This is a genomic window from Mesorhizobium subarcticum (assembly GCF_055456085.1).
The window spans coordinates 5,402,732-5,420,051 of sequence record NZ_CM144237.1; the positions used below are offsets into that span (position 1 = coordinate 5,402,732).

General features: G+C 61.6%; 18 protein-coding genes and 1 pseudogene. 2 read left to right on the top strand and 17 right to left on the bottom strand.

The features are described 5' to 3' along the window. Positions 1-59 precede the first annotated feature (59 nt). The 9 genes and pseudogenes from ACZYHG_RS26530 to ACZYHG_RS26570 form a co-directional block, all read right to left on the bottom strand. A complete protein-coding gene (locus tag ACZYHG_RS26530) occupies positions 60-983 on the bottom strand; it encodes a S49 family peptidase (protein ID WP_464611072.1) in 924 nt (307 codons plus the stop codon). Continuing rightward, on the bottom strand, positions 974-1,264 hold the full coding sequence (locus ACZYHG_RS26535) for a hypothetical protein (RefSeq protein WP_464611073.1): 291 nt from the start codon (positions 1,262-1,264) through the stop codon (positions 974-976). Before ACZYHG_RS26535 ends, ACZYHG_RS26530 begins: the two co-directional genes overlap by 10 nt. Further along, positions 1,264-2,880 carry a phage portal protein gene (locus ACZYHG_RS26540; RefSeq protein WP_464611074.1) on the bottom strand — a complete coding sequence of 539 codons (1,617 nt, stop codon included), beginning with the start codon at positions 2,878-2,880 and terminating at the stop codon, positions 1,264-1,266. Before ACZYHG_RS26540 ends, ACZYHG_RS26535 begins: the two co-directional genes overlap by 1 nt. Next, a pseudogene (locus ACZYHG_RS26545) lies at positions 2,880-4,829 on the bottom strand (terminase gpA endonuclease subunit). Before ACZYHG_RS26545 ends, ACZYHG_RS26540 begins: the two are co-directional and overlap by 1 nt. 47 nt (positions 4,830-4,876) lie before the next feature. Beyond that, positions 4,877-5,464: a hypothetical protein gene (locus ACZYHG_RS26550; RefSeq protein ID WP_464611075.1), complete on the bottom strand. Its 588-nt coding sequence runs from the start codon at positions 5,462-5,464 to the stop codon at positions 4,877-4,879. 141 nt (positions 5,465-5,605) lie between these two features. After that, positions 5,606-6,142, bottom strand: coding sequence for a hypothetical protein (locus tag ACZYHG_RS26555; RefSeq protein WP_464611076.1), 537 nt, complete (start codon positions 6,140-6,142; stop codon positions 5,606-5,608). A gap of 93 nt (positions 6,143-6,235) precedes the next feature. After that, complete coding sequence (locus ACZYHG_RS26560; RefSeq protein ID WP_464611077.1) at positions 6,236-7,072, bottom strand: hypothetical protein; 837 nt, start codon at positions 7,070-7,072, stop codon at positions 6,236-6,238. Between the two features lie 316 nt (positions 7,073-7,388). Further along, positions 7,389-9,161, bottom strand: coding sequence for a DNA primase family protein (locus tag ACZYHG_RS26565; RefSeq protein ID WP_464611078.1), 1,773 nt, complete (start codon positions 9,159-9,161; stop codon positions 7,389-7,391). Continuing rightward, positions 9,158-10,393, bottom strand: coding sequence for a DUF7146 domain-containing protein (locus ACZYHG_RS26570; RefSeq protein WP_464611079.1), 1,236 nt, complete (start codon positions 10,391-10,393; stop codon positions 9,158-9,160). The genes ACZYHG_RS26565 and ACZYHG_RS26570 overlap by 4 nt, the downstream gene beginning before the upstream one ends. Positions 10,394-10,485: 92 nt before the next feature. On the opposite strand from ACZYHG_RS26570, the gene ACZYHG_RS26575 reads away from it, so the two are divergent. Beyond that, a complete protein-coding gene (locus ACZYHG_RS26575) occupies positions 10,486-11,592 on the top strand; it encodes a hypothetical protein (protein ID WP_464611080.1) in 1,107 nt (368 codons plus the stop codon). Between the two features lie 38 nt (positions 11,593-11,630). Here the strand turns inward: ACZYHG_RS26575 and ACZYHG_RS26580 are convergent, their stop codons facing one another. From ACZYHG_RS26580 to ACZYHG_RS26595, 4 genes are read right to left on the bottom strand one after another with little or no spacing between them, the layout of a single operon-like run. Next, a complete protein-coding gene (locus ACZYHG_RS26580; protein ID WP_464611081.1) occupies positions 11,631-11,870 on the bottom strand; it encodes a hypothetical protein in 240 nt (79 codons plus the stop codon). A 34-nt stretch (positions 11,871-11,904) separates the two neighbouring features. Then, positions 11,905-12,225, bottom strand: a complete 321-nt coding sequence (locus tag ACZYHG_RS26585; RefSeq protein ID WP_464611082.1) for a hypothetical protein — start codon at positions 12,223-12,225, stop codon at positions 11,905-11,907. Beyond that, positions 12,218-12,469 (bottom strand): hypothetical protein, encoded by a 252-nt coding sequence (locus ACZYHG_RS26590; protein ID WP_464611083.1) that lies wholly within the window; start codon positions 12,467-12,469, stop codon positions 12,218-12,220. The genes ACZYHG_RS26585 and ACZYHG_RS26590 overlap by 8 nt, the downstream gene beginning before the upstream one ends. Continuing rightward, entirely contained in the window at positions 12,466-12,705 is a 240-nt protein-coding gene (locus tag ACZYHG_RS26595) for a YdaS family helix-turn-helix protein (RefSeq protein ID WP_464611084.1), read from the bottom strand. The genes ACZYHG_RS26590 and ACZYHG_RS26595 overlap by 4 nt, the downstream gene beginning before the upstream one ends. Positions 12,706-12,828: 123 nt before the next feature. On the opposite strand from ACZYHG_RS26595, the gene ACZYHG_RS26600 reads away from it, so the two are divergent. Next, on the top strand, positions 12,829-13,521 hold the full coding sequence (locus ACZYHG_RS26600; RefSeq protein ID WP_464611085.1) for an XRE family transcriptional regulator: 693 nt from the start codon (positions 12,829-12,831) through the stop codon (positions 13,519-13,521). Between the two features lie 396 nt (positions 13,522-13,917). Here the strand turns inward: ACZYHG_RS26600 and ACZYHG_RS26605 are convergent, their stop codons facing one another. From ACZYHG_RS26605 to ACZYHG_RS26620, 4 genes are all read right to left on the bottom strand, one after another. Further along, entirely contained in the window at positions 13,918-14,142 is a 225-nt protein-coding gene (locus tag ACZYHG_RS26605) for a hypothetical protein (protein ID WP_464611086.1), read from the bottom strand. A 364-nt stretch (positions 14,143-14,506) separates the two neighbouring features. After that, positions 14,507-14,977 carry a hypothetical protein gene (locus ACZYHG_RS26610; RefSeq protein WP_464611087.1) on the bottom strand — a complete coding sequence of 157 codons (471 nt, stop codon included), beginning with the start codon at positions 14,975-14,977 and terminating at the stop codon, positions 14,507-14,509. Positions 14,978-15,672: 695 nt separating this feature from the next. Then, on the bottom strand, positions 15,673-16,140 hold the full coding sequence (locus tag ACZYHG_RS26615; RefSeq protein WP_464611088.1) for a hypothetical protein: 468 nt from the start codon (positions 16,138-16,140) through the stop codon (positions 15,673-15,675). A gap of 473 nt (positions 16,141-16,613) precedes the next feature. Beyond that, positions 16,614-17,294 (bottom strand): hypothetical protein, encoded by a 681-nt coding sequence (locus tag ACZYHG_RS26620; RefSeq protein ID WP_464611089.1) that lies wholly within the window; start codon positions 17,292-17,294, stop codon positions 16,614-16,616. Positions 17,295-17,320 lie beyond the last annotated feature (26 nt).

The window sequence follows — 17,320 nt, forward strand, 5'->3', positions numbered from 1 at the left end:
TCTTCGTCCAGCGGCGCGCGCATCGCCGCGCCCACCGTCGCGAGCAAGCTCGACATGGTTCAGTCCTTTCGGTTGACTTCCGAGATGAAGGCGGAAAACGCCTCGTGGCTGTTGCCGACGGCGTCGACCAGGCCGAGGCGCAGCGCGTCGCCGGCATTGAAGCATTCGGCCTCGGTCTTCAGCGCCGCCGCCTTCGAGAAGCGCTTGCCACGACCGGCCGCGACAGTCGCTGCGAAGCGGTCGCGCATCACCTCACACTCGGCAAGCCAGCGCGCGGCGAGCTCGTCGGGCAGCGGCTGGTAGGGATTGCCGTCGACCTTGTGCTTCCCGGCGTGGATCATGGTGACCTTGATCCCCTCCCGACCGAGGTTTCCGCTGAAGTCGGCATGCAGCATGACGACACCGATCGAACCGGCGCCGCCGAACTCCGGCATGACCACCTGGCGCGCCTGGCTGGCGAGCAGAAAGCCTGACGAGTACGCGAAATCGGTCAGGATCGAGATGGTCGGCTTGGCTTTCGACAGATCACGGATCGCATCCGCTGTGTCGAATGCGCCGTTGCCCTGTCCGCCAAAGCTGTCGACCTCGAAGACGACGCCCTTGATATCGGTCCGCTTCTTCGCACGGGCAATCTGCGTCTGCAGGCCCTGGTAAGAGGTCTCGCCGGAAGACGAGCCGACGAAGGCGCCCTTGTAGACCAGCGTGCCTTCGATCGGGATGATCGCAACGTTGTCAACCACGTAGAAGGGCGACAGGTTGTTGCGATCATAGGCGGTGCCGAGCCGATCGCCGATGACGCCAGCCGAGGGGCGACCATTGCCGAAGCCTGTATGATCGACCATGCCTTCGCCATTGACGATGGACACGGGATAGCCGGTGAGGCGAGGGCCAAGCAGTCGGGCGACAGTCTCGGCCTTTCGCGGGTGGTAGAGCAGCGGCTGGTCGAAGACCTGGCCGCAGATGCGGTCGAGCGCTACAGGCATCTGTCGCCCCCCGTGAAACGCATACGCTTGGCGTAGCGCGAACGATGGCCGGTGGTCTTGGCCGAACAGGCCTCGGCAAGGCGCATCAGTTCGGAATCGAGAGCGGCCATGCTCGCCACCGAAACCCGAATACGCTGGTGCGTTACGGGCGAGCGAACCTCGGTCTCCTCGACCCGTTCTCCGGCGAGCAGCTTCAGCTTCGCCGCATAAAGCGCCTGATAGAGCGCGCAGGGATCCTCGGCGTCGACCTCGACGCCGGCAATCTTGACCTGGTTGGCCATCAAGCGTTTTCCTTCTTGCTCGCTGGCTTTTCGGCCGGGATCAGGTCGTCCTTCGGGGCTCCTGCCCCCGGATTGCGATCGAACGGGGACGGCATGCCTTCCGCGAGATAGCGCTTGTGCCAGAAGAGCCGGCGCTCGAAGACTTCCTCCGCGTCGACGCCGATCTCGGCGCATTCCATGTCCGGCGTAGAAGTGCCGTTGAGCAGCCGCTCGGTCGCCGCCTTGGCGCTCTTCTGGTCGTCGGCGGTGGCCTTGGCCGGTCCTTGCCAGGTGGCCCAGAGGACCTTGTCCCTGTTCGCCGCGAAGGCCTCGTAGCCGCCCTTGAAATGTATGCGCCTCGTGCCGATCAGCTCGTCGACACGATGCTCGTAAGCGATCTGGCAGATCGGCGAGGCGATGCGATCGCGCCGGCGGGTGACCACCGGGTGCAGGGAAGCACCCTCCATGCGCGTCGACGAGTAGGTCGCGCCCTCGTAATTCATGGTGTAGCTGGCGACACTGATGCCGATGGCTCGAGCCATGCCCCGCTGCAGCTCGTTGGACACCGGCAGGAATTGCGGACCGGGAATGCCTGTCGACATCAGGTCGAGTTTTTCACCCGGGGCCAGGTGAGAGATCTTCGGATCGCTGCCGACCGAGATTTCGCTTTCCGCCGCCTTGTCCATGACAGCGAGAAAGTAGTCGCGGTACTGCGAGCGCAGCTCCTTGTCACCCGCCCCCTCGCCGAGGGCTTCCAGCGCCTCGAAGGCCTCGGCCGTTGGCTTCTCGCTGGTCAGCGTCTGGGCGAAGACGGTCTGCAGGATGCTGGCCTGGATCGTCGTGTCGACAAGGACTTCCCACTGAAGGTAATCGCGGAACGCCGCGACGAGCCGTGAAATGCCGCGTACATCATTGCTGTCCATCGGGTCGAAGACATGGGCGACCATCTGCCGGCCCTGCGCGTCATAGGCGAGATGATCGCGCTTGACCTGAATGCCAGTCTCCTTCTCGCAGAGGCGATAGGCGACCGGCCGGCCATTCGCGTCATGAACGACGCCCTGATAGAGCCCTTCGAACTCGCTGGTATCCTGCACCAGAGCGGTCGGCGTGGTCAGGCACATCTTGGTGCCGGACGCGATGCCATAGCGGCGGCGCTCGGCGATGGACATATAGTCCATCAGTGCCAGCGCCTCTCCGTACACGACATCGTGGCGCAGCGCGATGTCGACCATCTGCGGGGCGGTGAACTTGCCCTTGAGGTCGCATTCGCGGGCGTTCCAAGCCCAGTGCTTCCACTCGGTTTTCAGAAGCTTGATGAAGTCGTCCGTTTCCTTGCGGTCGTAGCCCAGGCCGGACAGATCGGGCATCGGGTTGAGGAGAAGCTCGACCCCGACCGTATCGGCGATGACCTGATCCACCGCGCCGCGCAAACGGCCCGAATTCTGGATGATGTCCATGGCAAGGCCTGCGGCACGCCGCCAGGCGATGCGCACCTCGTCGCGATGGTCGCGCATACCGCCGCCGCGTGTCGACAGGATCCTCGATCGCGTGTCGCGCAGGTATGAGGCCTGTGGCGCTGGCCGGCTCGGCGCGATCGCAGAGCCGGCCTTCACCCGGACGCGAGGCTTGTCGGTCATTACCGCTTCTTCCACTTCTGTTGACGGGCCTTCGACGCCTGGTCTGACGGTGCTTCCGCCGGCGCAGGTGGGGCCGTTGTGGCTGGCGCTGCTCTCAGCGCATCAAGCAAATCCGGTTCCGAAGTCGGTTGGAGAAGCTTGCGCAGGTCCGCCCAATCGTCCGCTCTCTTGGTCGACAGGCCGAGCATTTCGGCCATGGCCATGGCGTAGACCTGCGCGTCCAGGCAGTGATTTTCCCGCCGCAGGCGCTTCCATTCCTCCTGGAATTTCCCGCGCACCACCTCGGCGACGAAAGCCTCGGCCGTGAGCTGCAGGAAATATTCCTTCGGCAGGAACTCGCCGAAATGCACGTAGCCCGACGGATCGGACGGTTCGCCGGAGCGCAGCCCCAGCTTGTGAAGGTTGGCAAAAAGCTCGGCCTTCAAGCCCCAGGTGCCGACCGGCCACAACATGGCGCTGCCGAAGCGCTTGCGTTTGCCGCGCTTGGTGACCGACTTCTTCGCCGGCACGCTGATGGCCGGGATGCCCCGCCCGCCGACGCCCTTGACGGCGTAAGCGTTGGCACGGCGGCGACACCATTCCAGCACCTAGTTGGTGCGGCCGCCGTCGCCGCCGTCAACCGCGAGCGCCTCGATCCGCCGCATATTGCCGAAGGCGTCTTCGAGCGGCTTGGCAAAGAACGCATCGAGCTGCGTCCATGCGCCACCGGCGGCATTGTCGGTTGCGCCTTCGAAGAAACGGACGCCCAGAACCCAGCTCTGCCGATCTTCGCCGAAGGCAATGACCAGCGCCCATATTCCATTGTGCTGGACGTCGGCACCCCCGACCACGATCAGCCCGTCGGCAGGGATTTTCATTTCCGCGAAAGGCTCGCGCCGCTCCATCAGCCTTTCGTATTCCGGCGCGTTGCCCTTCACCTTGGCGGGCAACCCGAGCACCAGGTTGAAGATGCCCTTTTCTCCGAGGCCGCCGGCCTTGGTGTGGTTGAGGACATCCTCGGCAATCGCTTCGTAGCTCATCATGAGCGAATCGAAGGCGTCGACGTGGAAGCCGGGGTGTCGGTCCGGTCCTTCGGCGGTGGCGACATAGCGCCCGGCTCTCACACCCACGACGCGTTCGGCCTCACTGACGATGTGCCCGCAATCGGGGCAGGCATAAAAGCTCTTGTGCGGATGTAGCCTGTCGAGGTGGAAGCCCTCATAGACCTGTTTGAACCAGTGCCCGCACTCGACACAGGCGATGTTCCAGAAGCGCTGATCCGAACGCCGGAAGGATCGGTCGATCCGGCAATGGCCTGGCGCATCCCCCAGCTCGTCGCCGGTATCAATTTCGGGCGTCGAGAGTTCGAATATCTTGAAAGACTTTGTCCGCCGGAACGCCGTGAAGCGGCCGAAGAAAAGCGTTTCGGGATCGTCGCCATTGATATGGGTCTGCCATTTGGAGACCTCGTCCTTGACGCCATATCGTGTTGTCTTGCCCGACAGGTCCGTCGCAACATTGGCGTTGGCCAGCATCAGCGATCCGCCCGCGAACCGCTTCTCGTACATGGTCGAGCCGGCGCCCGAGCGATCGACAGCCGGGAAAATCACCCGCTTGCCGGTCTCGGTCTGCCACGCCTCGATCGTCGGCTGCAGCTTCTGGCTGTTCATGTCGCGCAGGAAGTCGATCGAAGGCAGGCCGTAGATCGTGTTGTCCGGTGCGGTGTCGGCGATATAGAGCGACCAGGCCAGCGCCAGGATCGTCACGCCGGTCTGCTGTGACTTGCGCACCGTAACCAGGTTGCACTGGTGTTCGATGCTCAGGCAGTCGGCGATGTCGCCAAGGTAGGGCGCATCGTCAAGCGCCCAGAGTTCCCCTTTCTTCGGGCCGTCGATCAGGACGATGTTCTTCGGCAGCCAGTGGCGGAAGCGCGCCGGCGGGCGTGGTCTGATGGCATCGGCCAGGGCCATGCCGGCGAGGCGCAGCGCGCCTGGATGGCCGGCGTCAACATGGATGCTCAAAGCTCGTCGTCCTCGAGCACTTCATCGAGTTCGGCGGCATGCTCGACGATGGCGCGCAGCTTGTCGGCGATCTCGGTGTTCAGGTCGAAAGCGATGTTCCGCAGCAGGACGCGCAGCCCGTGCGAGCCCTCCCGCGACACCGCCAGCGCCATGTCGTCAGCCTTGTTTTGAAGGCGCGCGATGCTCGACTGGATCTCGCGGCCACAGACAGTCAGGGCCTCGCGCATGCGATCGGCGCGGACCAACTGGCCCACATGCTCCTGCCGGCGCAGCTTTTCGCGCCCGACCTTGAGCCAGGCTTCCTGCCGAAGCGCTTCATCGCGCGACGTGCTGGAGTTGGCCGGCGATGCCGAGGGCGCATCCTTGCGCGCGGCCGCCACTTTCTCGGAGCTGGCGAACTCGCCACGATAGTGGTCGTAGTGCGCCAGCGAAAACCGCGTGATGCGGTCCCGGCCGTCGCGCTCGACAGGTAACCAGTGCTCCTCGAAAAGCCGCCGGACCAGCTTCGTCACAGCCTGCTTAGTCACGCCATCACGAGCGGCCACCTCGGCCGGCGTCGCCATCACGATCTCTTCAGACGGCATCCAGACAACTTCCTTTAGGCCGCTGACAACTCTGACAACCCGACTTTTTCGATGGTCCGACTAGCGGAATTCGGGGGTCCCCCGGGCCCGCAAGTGAGACGGTTGCTGGTACGGTCCCTAAGCCTGGGGGGACGCTTCGGGTCAGCGAGGCAGGAGGTTCTCGACCTCGTGCAGATATCGAGGCAACAGGCGCTCCTCGATAAGCACGGCCAGGACCTGCAGGAATACATCGGGATTGTCCGTGATGTCGTGGGCAGGGTTTGGGCCGAACAGCTCGCGTATTGGCAGACGCGCCTTGCCCTGTCGCTTGAACACACCCTCGTGGCCGCTAGCCATCGAGGCTATGAACGCCGATCGATATGATCCGCGCATCCGCACCCGCACACCCTTGGCGGTTTGTGTCGCGCCAAGTTTGAACAGTGCGATCCAGTTCGACCGCATGACCACGTCGGCGCTGTTGCCGCCGGCGTTCATGTGGACGGTAGTCAGCGCCCGCACCCGCGCCTGTGTCAGGTCGACCCGTTCGGCTGAACGTTTGACGATGCGCGTGCGCGCCATTTGCATGATGCGCCGCAACGCGCGGCTGGCGGCCTTGACCTTGATCTCTTCCGGCAGTCGGGCAATGCCGCGCGCCAGATGGGCGAAGTCGGATGCGTCGGCGTGAAGCTCGATTGCCATCCGCTCGTTCCAACAAAAAACCCGCCTCGGCCGGCCGGGCGGGCTGTGATCTGATTTACCGTGTTCAGGTGTAGGTCAAGTTTCCGCCGCGCGTCAACGCGCGAAGCCAGTTTTTTTCCAGGGGTACTCCGTCGCCCCATCGATGACGCTCACGCCCGGCTTGTCGCTGTCCAGCCAAGGCGTCATCGACCTGTCCGAGAAGACCAAGCTGTGACCGGTCAGCTGGGTGACGATCTCCTGCTCCAGCCGGCGCAGCGCGGCCACCCATATCTGGTAGTCGAGGCGGCCGAGGATGTCACCCGCAGGGTCGGCCGAGAGTTCATGCTTGCGATAGGCGCCGCTCATCGGCCGCCCGGAACGGACATTGTAACCGTCGACTTCGAGATCATAGGTCTTGCCGTCCTCATGGCGTATCCGCTGCAGGACGAACCATGCCGGCCTGCCGCCCCGTTCCACCGTCCTGACCTTCGAGGGCTCCGCCTGATAATCCGGCTCGCGGCCGAGAATGGCGGTGCCGACGACCGTGCTGACGACGCCCTCGGCGCGCAGATGCCGTGGCCTCGCTTTGTAACGCTCGACGGCCCGATCGACCGCCGCCTGCGCTAGGCCTTCGGTGTCGGGCCAATCCGCCAAAGCGTTCCAGCCCTCAGGCACGACCACATCGCACTGCGCCAGCCCAGCCACGGCGCGGCCAACCAGCACCGCATCGTCATGCGGCTCGCCCTGCTCGATCCAGTAATTGTCATAATCCCTGGCGCCGCGATCGATCAACGCGCCGAGTTCGCCAAAACTCAGGATCTTGCCCCATGACGATGTCTGCAGCGTCCGCCAGGCCGAGTTCGGATTGTCCAGCCCGTCCACACCGCCGCCCTTCGGCAATTCGTGGACGAAGGCCCAGGTCAACAGCTCTTCAATCGTTACCGTTTTCATCCTTGTCCCTGCGATAGTTTTCGATGGTTGCGAGAGTTTAAGCGACAGTCTGAAAGTGAGCTTTGTTAAGGGATTCCCGTGGCTTGGCTGGACGGCGCGGGAGTTGCGACAGTTCTTGCCGGGCGAATGCCAGATGCCTCCCCGGCCCCTGCCCCATCGTCCCCGTCAACGCATCCGAAAACTGGTGCGAACTCCCGCAAGCATCTGATTTCATTTGTATATCCGCACTTCTCAGACTGTCGCGGACTGTCGCCAACTGCCGCGACTGTCGTGCCAGTCGGCGGCCCAGCCAGCGCCCAAAGCGGGGTTGCGGGGCTCATCGGAACTGGCTTTCCAGGTCCAGGGTCTGTCGCGTCGCCGGCACATCGACCAGCCGCAGGCCGCGATAGACGACGATGCGCCCATCCACGCGGTCGTATTTCTTCTTCATGATCAGCCCGAAGGCGGTCAGCGAAATCGGCCTGCCGCCTTCATCGACGGTGAAGTCGACATAGGCCTGGTAGAATTGCTTGGCGGTCAGCTCGCCCGCGGGATCGCCAACGACGCAGCGCGCGCAGAAGGCCGAGGTGCGGTCCATCTCGTCGCGGTATTCCTGCGTCTTCAGCCGCACCGCATCGGGAATGACCAGGCCTTCGCGCAGGAAGATCATCACCCCCTCGACCAGCCAGTTGAGGATGCCCGGATATTCCGGCACGAACTCGGCAATCACCGCCTCGAACTCGCGCTGGTCGGCCTCGGCGATGATCTTCGACCAATGGATGACGGCCATGCGGCGCCAGATGCCGTTGTCGGTGCCGGTGATCTTCGGATAGCCATTGCCCGACATGTGGCCGGTAAACACCGGCTTGAAATCGAAGTAGCCCTCGAACAGGTCGCGCACGGTGAAATGCTCGCCGCCGGTCAGATCCTTGACCAGGTTCTCGCGAAGGTCCTCTCCCTCGGGCAGTTCCTTGACGCGCAGGAAGCGGCGGCCATAGAGCCGCGCCATGTCGGGGTTGGCGGCGCCGCCGGCCTTGCCCTCGCCGATGAAGGATTCCGATGGCAGCGTCACCGCCGCCTCGCCCAGCAGGCGGCAGAGCGTCTCCATGTAGACCGACTTGCCGTTCGCCCCCTTGCCGTAATGGAAAAACAGCTTCTGGACGGTGATGCCGACCAGCCCCAGCCCCGAGGCGACTTGGACCATGCGGCGCACATCGTCGATCGGCAGCTTGTCGCGCAGGAACTCGTCCCATTTCGGACATTTCGCTTTGGGGTCATACTCGACGGGCACACGCTGGGTGATCATGTCCTGGCGGCGATGGCCGTCGACGATCTTGAGTTCGGCGTCCGCCACCTGCAGAAACTCGGGCAGGTCCTCGCGGCAATCGTCTGGATCGTCGAAAGCGGGATTGCGGATCCGCCTCGTCGTGCGCCGAAAGCAAAGCGTGTGCGAAGCAAGCGCGACCTTCAGCGGGTCGGCGTTGAACTCGTCGGGGCCGCGCTGGATATGTGGCGCGGCGCAGGCAAGCATCGCTTCCAGCCGCCCCTTGTTCTTGGAGGACACCGCGTGCGTCATGCGGCGGCTGACGCGCCTGGCGACATTGGCGTGCGAGGCTTCTGCGACCTTGGCAAGCTTCCTCTGTGCCGGCGTGCGTTCCTCTTCCGGCACTTTCAGCGCCTCGGTGCCGCGCTCGATGGCTAGCCGTTCGGCCGGCGTCGGCTCGATATAGTCGACCTCCAGCGCTATCCGCCCGCCGACATTCTGGGCGATGGCCAAAGCGCGCGTCTCTCCGGTCTCGATGTCCCAATGCGTGCCGGTCCACACCGCGAAGGCCGCCCTGCGCGCTTTCGATTGCGCCCGCACCAGCAGATCCTCGCCGAAATGCGCCAGCAGGCGTTCCGCATTGTCGGTGTCGGAATGATCGAGCGACGCACAGACGCGGACTATGTCGAGATCGACCTTGCCGCCACGGCGCGGTTCGCCATCCTGCGGCTCGTCGACAGCGTCGTCAGGCGGGGTGCGGGGCAAGCCGGCCGCCTGCGCCTGGCGCGTCGCTTCATCGAGCAGTGCCGCGACCTCCGGCGGCATGGCGTTCTGTTTCCTGGTCACTCAAACCTCGTCCCTGCCGCCATGCCGGCAAAGTCGCAGCCGTCGCGCGGCCAGACGATCGGGATGACGCGCCCCGGCCTGGCGTGCCTCGCCCGGGCGCGCGCCATGGCAGCGGCCGTCATCACGCGCTCGGAATCACCGTCGGCCAACAACACGAGTTCGCCGACATGCTCGGCCACCCACATGGCGTCGTCGCGCTCCCGGTCGGCCTTCGGCAATGGCCCAGCCACCATGACCGGCCGGGCCACGCCCTTGCTGTCTACCCTGCTTAGCGTCGGGTGCGCGAAGCGCGACGAGGCATCGGCCGGACCGGCGAGATTGCCGAGATCGCCGGCGGCGAAATAGAAGGTGTCGCCGCGCCAGCCTTCCCAGGCCGCGAAGGCGGCACCGTTCTCGATGCCCTCGCCGCCGACCCATCGCGCCGCGCGCGGATCGCCGAAAAGCGGGATGAGACCGCCCTTCTTCGAGCCGCGCATCTTCTTGGTAGGCAGCAAATCGCCGGTCGGCGGGTCGACGAGAAGCGGCCGGTATTTTGGTGCCCGCGTCAGGTCGAGCCAGGTCATGTGGGAGCCGATGGTGACGAGGTCCGGCCCGATGAATGGCGCGACCATGGCCGGTCCGCGATGCAGTTCCCGTGGCCGGCCGTCGCCATCCTGGCCATGCCAGTAAGGCAGTGCGGATGCATGGCGCAGCCACCGCGACCCACTGATGCGGCCGCAGCCGCGCGCCTCGAGATAGTCAGCAACCGTGCGGCCGTAGCGACCAACCGGTGCGGCGGCGTCATATATCGCCAGCGCTCTCGCCCGTTCGCGTTCGCGGAAGCCAGCCTGCCTCTCCGCTTTCGCGCTGGCTTCGGCATGGTTGAGCAGGCGGCGCTGCCCAATCCGCTCCAGAAGCGCTGTGCGCACCTCGTTGCTCTCGCCTTGGTCCGGCACAGGCCGGGCGAGCACGATCGAGCAAGCCTCAAGGAATCCGTCGCGCCGATGGACATCGAGCCCCAAGCAATGCGCCGCCATGCCAATGGCGTCGTTGCCGCCTGCACCACCTGTTCGGCAGTTCCAATTCTGCTTGCGCGTGTTGAAAGCGAACGTGTCGGTGCCGCCGCAATGCGGGCAAGGTTGCGGGTGGTCGACGCCGGTCCGGTTGAATTTGAGCCCCAGGATTTTCACTGCCGCCTCTATCGACACGGAGCGTGCATCTTCGATGAAGAAGCTTATTGCCGGGGAGGTCATGGTTGTCGCCTCGGCCGGATTCCTGAAAAGGATAGACACGAATTGACCGTTGATGTTGAATTGTGAGGAGCAGGCCGGGGGGTCGTTTCACCATGCCGTTGGATATGCCCAATTGGGCGGTCTATCTCTGTATAGCCTGCGTTTGTATCGCAATACTGATGGTCCCTTCCGGTATTGCGAAGCCTACCGTCCACCTGCTCGTGCATAGTGATGGCGCAAAACTGATAGGTCTTGTGGTCGCGGCAATCGGCTTTGGCGCCATTCTCCTTACCTACACCTCCATCATGGTCGATCTTCAGGACCGTGACGATGAGCGGATCAGCCGAAATCTTGATCGACTGCTTCAGAGGGCTCCTGGCGAGACCGGCAAGGCGCGCGCTTTTGCTGCACTGCTTGACTCGGGCACCTATGTTGACGGGATGGATCTGTCCTGCAAAGCGATTGGAAATTTTGACGATGCGGGCTACCGTTGCAACCAACCGCCATCGTTCAACGGGCTTTTTTACAACGGAGCCGACGCCCATATCTACAATATCAAATTCCACGGCGACAATTTCAATACCGTTGTAGTAAGCAATCTTTTCTTCCACGGAGCGGATTTTAGGGACTCGTTTATATTGTATATGAACACTTACAGAGTTCTGCTTGACGGCTCTTTCGATGGCACCCTGATCGATTACTCCGAGATGACCAACACGAAAATCGACATCGTGCCTGGAGCGGGTTGGCCTGACATCAGGCGTTCCAACATAAGCAACTCGATCATTCCCTGGTTGGGTTCCCTTCCAGACAATGCGCTGTCCAGTCTTTATTTCTGGGCCGACGCGCCGCCGTATCGCACCGATCCGGACTATGGCGTCCTGTATGCCCGTGACGCGGCCGAGGCGGCCAAGCCGAGGCCGCCCGGAGAAGACCCGATCTACGGCACAACCATTCTCTCCAAGATGCACGCCTGCATACCGCCAATCAGCCCTGGCGGGATCAACCTGCCGCCCAAGGGTGAACTCGTGCCGCTGCCACGCCGCCAGATGATCAAGCGGGTCCAGGGTACCGATCAAATCCTGTGCGACGACACGACCGTTGACGCTGCAATGAGGCGCTACCCTTCGGCCTATGCCATCCATCCCGCTCGAGTGGAAATCACCAAACCCAACCCGACACCTCCCAGAGAGCTGACCCCGATAGCAGAACCGTGGTAGGCACGAGGCGCTAGATGCGTTTTTCTCGCGCCGGATCATTAGGCATCTTCCACGGCCACGAGGGTTTCTCCCGGGCGCGAGAATTTGGCCTCGACACTGGTGATCGCGTGAACCTGTCCCGGCGACAGGCCGAGACGCGCCCTCACCTGCTCCATCGTCTGGCCCATCTCGAACAGCAGCCGCACGCCTTCCGCCTGCATCGGCAAAGGCAGCTTGAACAGCCTCGCAGCATCGATACCGCCGGGTGCGCCGAAGCAGGTCCTTGTATCACGTGTCATGGCTTGAGTTCCCGTCATGGATGAGGTTCGGCAGTCATTCGACATCGCCGGCGGCTCCTGTTTCAGTGCTCTCCCCGTGAAACAGTCTCGCCAATCCGCGCGCGGTCACCGATTGCGGCGGCGGGTCGTAGAAGGCGCGAAACGACAGGGTCAGCCAGTCGCAGACGGCGATGATTTTCGGTGCCGAGACGCTCTGACCATTGCAGATGCGTGACAGGTCGGAGGCGCTGACGCCGATCTCGGGGGCGCAGACGCGCCAGCCGCGCCCGTCCTCCTCCAACCTGGCGCGCAGCAGCTTGCCCAGCTCTCGATAGTCGTAGGACGCCAGCCGCGCAGGCGCGCATGAACTAGCCATGTCGGATCTCCTTCTTGAGGAAGAGCGCCGGCTCCTCGCCGATCCAGTCGCACAGAGCGAAGAATTCCAAGGCGCCGGGGTTGCGCCCACGCGCCGCGCGGAAGACGGCATCGAGCGCGACCTCCGCCTCCCTGGCAACGCGCCCCGGGGTCTTGCCGCGATGGACGCGGCGCGCCTCGAGGAACAGGGCGAACACCTCGAAGTCGACATGGCCGGGGTCGAATGCCGGCGAGACAAAACTCATTTCCGTGCTCCGGTTGAAGGATGGCCGGCCCCGGCTTGGGAGGCAGCGGGGCCGGCGCCGATGTCGGCCGCGGCGACATCGGGAGGTGGGCCGAAGAGGTCGGGGCGCTGCTCATGCCGGGAAATGCCGGTCAGCCTCTCGAAGGCCAGCACCCGCTCGGCCGGCACCCGCTTCCACGAATAGAAGGCCTGGTGCCGGATGCCCAAGGCGAAGGCGAGCTTCGCCAGTCCGCCCACTTGGGCGGCGCCGCGTTCAACAATCTAAATCATGGCCTGACGGTAGGTGTTACCTACCTACTTGTCAATCACCTACGTAGGTGCAATTATGTAAGTAATGGTTACAACCCGAGCATGACGAAAATGACGCCGGACACCGCGACACTTGGCCAAAGGCTGCGCAGCGCGCGCGAGGCGGCAGGCCTCACCCAGGACGATGTCGCCGCCCGCTTCGGCATCAAGCGGGTCTCGGTCACGCAATGGGAATCAGACACGACCCGGCCGGCGCTGACCCGCCTGCCGCAGCTGGCGGCGCTGCTGAACACCGACATGGAATGGCTGCTCAACAGCCAAGGCACCCCGCCGGCGCCGACGCCAAAGGTCGAAAAACCGCGCCAGCCGAGGACGCCGATCATTCCCGGCAAGGATCTGGTCGGCAATCGCGACCTGCCGATCTACGCTGCCGCCATGGGTGGCGAAGGCCACATGATCGTCACCTTCGAGGCCATCGACTGGGTGAAGCGCCCGGCCGTACTCCAGAATGTCAGGGGCGGCTACGGCATATTGGTGCGCGGCGAATCGATGATCCCCGCCTACTGGCCGGGCGACACCGCGCTGGTGAACCCGCATTTGCAGCCCGCACGCGACACCGACGCCGTCTTCTTCCACACTCCGCCCAAGGAGCAAGGCGACGAGGAAGCCATCATCAAGCGGCTGGTCGGCATCAACGACCGCGACTGGACGCTCGAGCAATACCGCCCTGCCCGCACGTTCAGCGAGAGCCGGATTGATTGGCCGGTGTGCCATCGGGTGGTGGGGAAATATAACGCGCGGTGACCGCACTCACCGAGTTGCTTTATCCGGATGCGTGCACCAGCAAAATCATATACTTACATACGTTCTGGTCCTTTGGCGGCATTTGAAATTGCAGTCGGGGTAATACCAGGGATAAACGTGCCGCTAGCTAAGTTGGTGAGCCGATTTGTGTAATCCGGTAGGCCGAGCGTTCAAGTGCTCTAACTTTTGTCTGGTGGCGGACGCCAGTTGCGTTGTTGCCAAGCCGTAACAATGCACCAGATGCCAAAGCCTACCCAAACAAGAGCCTGTAAGTCCGGGTCCGGATTGTATTCGAGGGGATCAACGGCAAAAAACACGAAGGCCATAAAAAAGCAGCCAATCCCGATGATTGCAATCATAATGCTGACCGCTTTCTGCAACCGCACGTAAGCGGCATCAGAGTTGATCTAGTCGTTTAATCAAATAGGTTTTTGCGATCGCGTCGGCCACAGTTTTCCGGATTCCGCCGAACTTACTGGCACCTGCATCAGGAGCGGCCAGCTTCTTCGCAACATCCACAACGCGTTTTATTAGCTCCTTGTTTCCAAGGTCTGCATCGCGAAGTCGGTACACCTCCCAAAGGGCGGCAACCACTTCATCAATTTCCGATTTGTCGGGCATCGCCTACACTCCTTATGGACCAACACGTCACCCTAGCCCATGTCGATGGTTTTTTTCGTGACCGACAGCGCATCGAGCCGCTATTGAAGGTGTCCATTGAGCACGATCATCTCGTTTAGAGCCCCGTCTGGCGTGACGATTAGAACAGCGAGCCTCGGGGTAGTTGTCGTTCGGCGTTGGACTATAGGCTCCGCAAAGCTTGTAATGGGAACAACACAACGGTTCTCGACATCGACATATTGCTGCCAATGAGCATATTGCGCGTTGCGAATGTTGGCCGTGCCGTAGTCGGCTTTCTCTTCACTCGCTCTATCGGCATCGGCATTTCCCAAAGCATCTTCGCACGCCGATGTTGCGGCTTTTCTCAATAGAGCCCATTGAGCCGGTAGAGACCGAACATGAACGCGCCAAGCGACCCCGCCCCGGCGAGAACTGCAATCGAGTTAAATACCTTGCCAGCGGTCCAGTTGCGTCGAGAACTGTCCGTTTGATCCACGTACGGCCATTCCCAGATCTTCTTGTAGCTCATCAGGCCGCGTGCATATGCCGAATTGCAGACATAGGCCAAGACCGACGCAAGAACGGCTCCCGCCGCTCCCCAGCCAAACAGCCGCAGGGCAGAGAGCAGAACCAGATTTTGGGCTGATAGCCCGGGCTTGTCGAACGTGCCGGCGAGGAAGCCGAGCAACGTTATGCAGGCGCCGCCGTTTAGAAGTAGCAGCGCCTTGAGTGCTTGGTTAGCGGATTCGACGGACGCGGTTTCCATCGCCTCTGCTCTCCGGTCGTGGTCCCGGAACCTCTCGCGTGCATAGTCGCGGTCGTCGTTAATCTGCATGTTGGTGGCCCCCATCCTGAAATCGCAGCCTTAGAAATGGGACTTGGCACTTCCCTCGTCAATCGAGTGCGAATGAAGAACCCCTCCGCGGGATCGCCTGATTTGGAGAGACGTTTCAAGCCGACCAACCTAATCGACCCGCCGATCGCGGAGACGAGCAGCATTCCAGGCTATCATTGGTGAGTTGGGCTGTCGCGAACACCTAACAGTGCAGCGGCGGCCGCATTTTTTCTCGTCGCGGGCAATCCATAATCCGTGCAAGCTCAATATTACCAGACAGGCGTCACGACCCAAACAAGTGCTCTATGGCTGAGGGACAATACCATTCTTTACCGAGTTTGGCCCGTCGTTTTTGCACGTTGTATCTATTAAGTGCTGCAACTTAGCCAATTCTACCTTATTGGCCTCACACTGTGCCTTCTGCCGAGCTTTATCAGCTTCACAAGAGCCTCTGTTGCTCTGGTAGACCTTATTTTGAAAGTCCTTGGCCGCCTCACACTGAGGATCGTCTATCTCAGCAAAACAGTGACCAAATGCCGCTTCAAGGCATCTCATACAGTCGCGTGTGTCTTGAGGCTGGGTGCAATCCTGCTTGGGTTCGCAGTCAGGGACCTCAAGGGGCACGTCGCATGAGACGGCCCATACTAATCGGGTACTGAATAGCGATATCGCGCAGAGAAAAAGCATGCGTAGGATCATGGCGATTCCTTGGATCCCGTCTTGGGAGTTACTGAAATACAATTACTATCCAAGCCTGCAATCTCACCCTGCAGTTTTTTGTCCTCGACCCGCTGCTGCTCTGTCAGCGAACTAATCTGATTGTTTAGTTCATTTATAGCAATGAATGTTTCTTTCGAAGTATCCCCGCGTAATATTAAAATCTTGATTTGGTTGTTACGATCATCGATTTTGGTTGCAAATTCACCCATCTGGATGGGCTCCAGTGCGTTTTTGATGTCGGTTTGGATTCGGCAGTCAAGATAATGCATCTCAGCTTGAGTAGCATAAGTGGCTTCGACTTTAGCCACGACCCAGGCAATTCCACCAGATACTGTGACAACGATTGTGCATAGAATTGCGATGATTTCGCGATACGGCTTCGTCCATTCCAAAAAAGCTGCGGTAGAGCCGCCTTTGACGGATTTGCTTCCGGTGGCTGCCATGGCGTTTTCTCAACCCTTCGCTTGGAAACTGCGACGGTCAGGTCGTTGGCTAAGTCATAGCGCTAATTAAGCGGCCGGTCATCAGTAATAGGTTTTGCGGCTTCTTTTAATTTCACCCTGTCATTTGCTGGGGCAAGGCAGTCTCGATTTGCTTTGAGCGAAATCGATGTCCGGTAAGGTTGTGAAGATCGGCAACGTTTGCGCAAAAGCAGGCGCGCCAGCCATAGACACGCACAGACACATCAAAAGAGCTCGCATATTTCCCTCCCCAATAAACCCTGACTAATTCTATACGCGGTCACAACGACATTCAATCTGATGAAGCCAATTCGACAGCGGATTCGAACAGGCCAGCGAAGCTTCCCTCTACTGATTCCCATGGACGACACTTCTGCGGAGTGAATTACATTTGCTCCTCCGCATTGCGCGAGGCGCATTCATTAAAAGCCAGGGGCGCGTTCCCACCACGATATTCAATCGGCGTTGGCAGCGTCACATCGACGGGCTGCTTCCATGGCGCTCTTTGGAGGCGGGGGCAACTCGGCAATCACTTCCTCAAAGACACCCATTTCCGGGCTGACTCGATAGAATGCACCCGCGCGCAACCCCAACTGCACGACGGGCTCTGTCGAGAAATCGCCGACGATCCCGATTACCGGCTGACGACGGCCTGTTATAGGGTCGGCTTTAAAGGCAATCAAAACCGCACCCGAGGATCCGCTCAGCGTCCCGAGCGAAGGATCTACACCGTCGTTGGTGTCATCGTTTGGATGGTTCCAGGCGATCGCCACGCCACCCTTTCCTGTCTGGACGAAGCCGCCGAGGCGACAAGACGCGAGGCCGTAGTTGTAAGCCAACGCGACCCCACTGCCAGCAATTGCGGACCCGCGATAATCCGCTTGGGCTCGGTCGCCATGAACGCAGTAGGCAACGCCGTTGGTTGCACGCGCAAACCCGTAGTAGCCGGAAATGTGTGCGATCCCCCCATCAACAGTGAGCGCGTAACTATGATCGCGAGCGTGGGCGACGCCGAGGTTCCTTGCTTCCACGTAGCAGCTGTTGCCCCCGACTGCGACGCCAGCCAATCCGGCTCTTGCACAACCACCGTCGCCAACCATGGCCAGATTCAACCCAGAAAATTCGTCGACAGACATTGAAGCCTCCCTTGATTTCCACTGAC

Coding starts and splice junctions, on each gene's coding strand:
- ACZYHG_RS26530 (WP_464611072.1), bottom strand. CDS start 983: ATGCCTGTAGCGCTCGACCGCATCTGCGGCCAGGTCTTCGACCAGCCG.
- ACZYHG_RS26535 (WP_464611073.1), bottom strand. CDS start 1,264: ATGGCCAACCAGGTCAAGATTGCCGGCGTCGAGGTCGACGCCGAGGAT.
- ACZYHG_RS26540 (WP_464611074.1), bottom strand. CDS start 2,880: ATGACCGACAAGCCTCGCGTCCGGGTGAAGGCCGGCTCTGCGATCGCG.
- ACZYHG_RS26550 (WP_464611075.1), bottom strand. CDS start 5,464: ATGCCGTCTGAAGAGATCGTGATGGCGACGCCGGCCGAGGTGGCCGCT.
- ACZYHG_RS26555 (WP_464611076.1), bottom strand. CDS start 6,142: ATGGCAATCGAGCTTCACGCCGACGCATCCGACTTCGCCCATCTGGCG.
- ACZYHG_RS26560 (WP_464611077.1), bottom strand. CDS start 7,072: ATGAAAACGGTAACGATTGAAGAGCTGTTGACCTGGGCCTTCGTCCAC.
- ACZYHG_RS26570 (WP_464611079.1), bottom strand. CDS start 10,393: ATGACCTCCCCGGCAATAAGCTTCTTCATCGAAGATGCACGCTCCGTG.
- ACZYHG_RS26575 (WP_464611080.1), top strand. CDS start 10,486: ATGCCGTTGGATATGCCCAATTGGGCGGTCTATCTCTGTATAGCCTGC.
- ACZYHG_RS26580 (WP_464611081.1), bottom strand. CDS start 11,870: ATGACACGTGATACAAGGACCTGCTTCGGCGCACCCGGCGGTATCGAT.
- ACZYHG_RS26585 (WP_464611082.1), bottom strand. CDS start 12,225: ATGGCTAGTTCATGCGCGCCTGCGCGGCTGGCGTCCTACGACTATCGA.
- ACZYHG_RS26590 (WP_464611083.1), bottom strand. CDS start 12,469: ATGAGTTTTGTCTCGCCGGCATTCGACCCCGGCCATGTCGACTTCGAG.
- ACZYHG_RS26600 (WP_464611085.1), top strand. CDS start 12,829: ATGACGCCGGACACCGCGACACTTGGCCAAAGGCTGCGCAGCGCGCGC.
- ACZYHG_RS26605 (WP_464611086.1), bottom strand. CDS start 14,142: ATGCCCGACAAATCGGAAATTGATGAAGTGGTTGCCGCCCTTTGGGAG.
- ACZYHG_RS26610 (WP_464611087.1), bottom strand. CDS start 14,977: ATGCAGATTAACGACGACCGCGACTATGCACGCGAGAGGTTCCGGGAC.
- ACZYHG_RS26615 (WP_464611088.1), bottom strand. CDS start 16,140: ATGGCAGCCACCGGAAGCAAATCCGTCAAAGGCGGCTCTACCGCAGCT.
- ACZYHG_RS26620 (WP_464611089.1), bottom strand. CDS start 17,294: ATGTCTGTCGACGAATTTTCTGGGTTGAATCTGGCCATGGTTGGCGAC.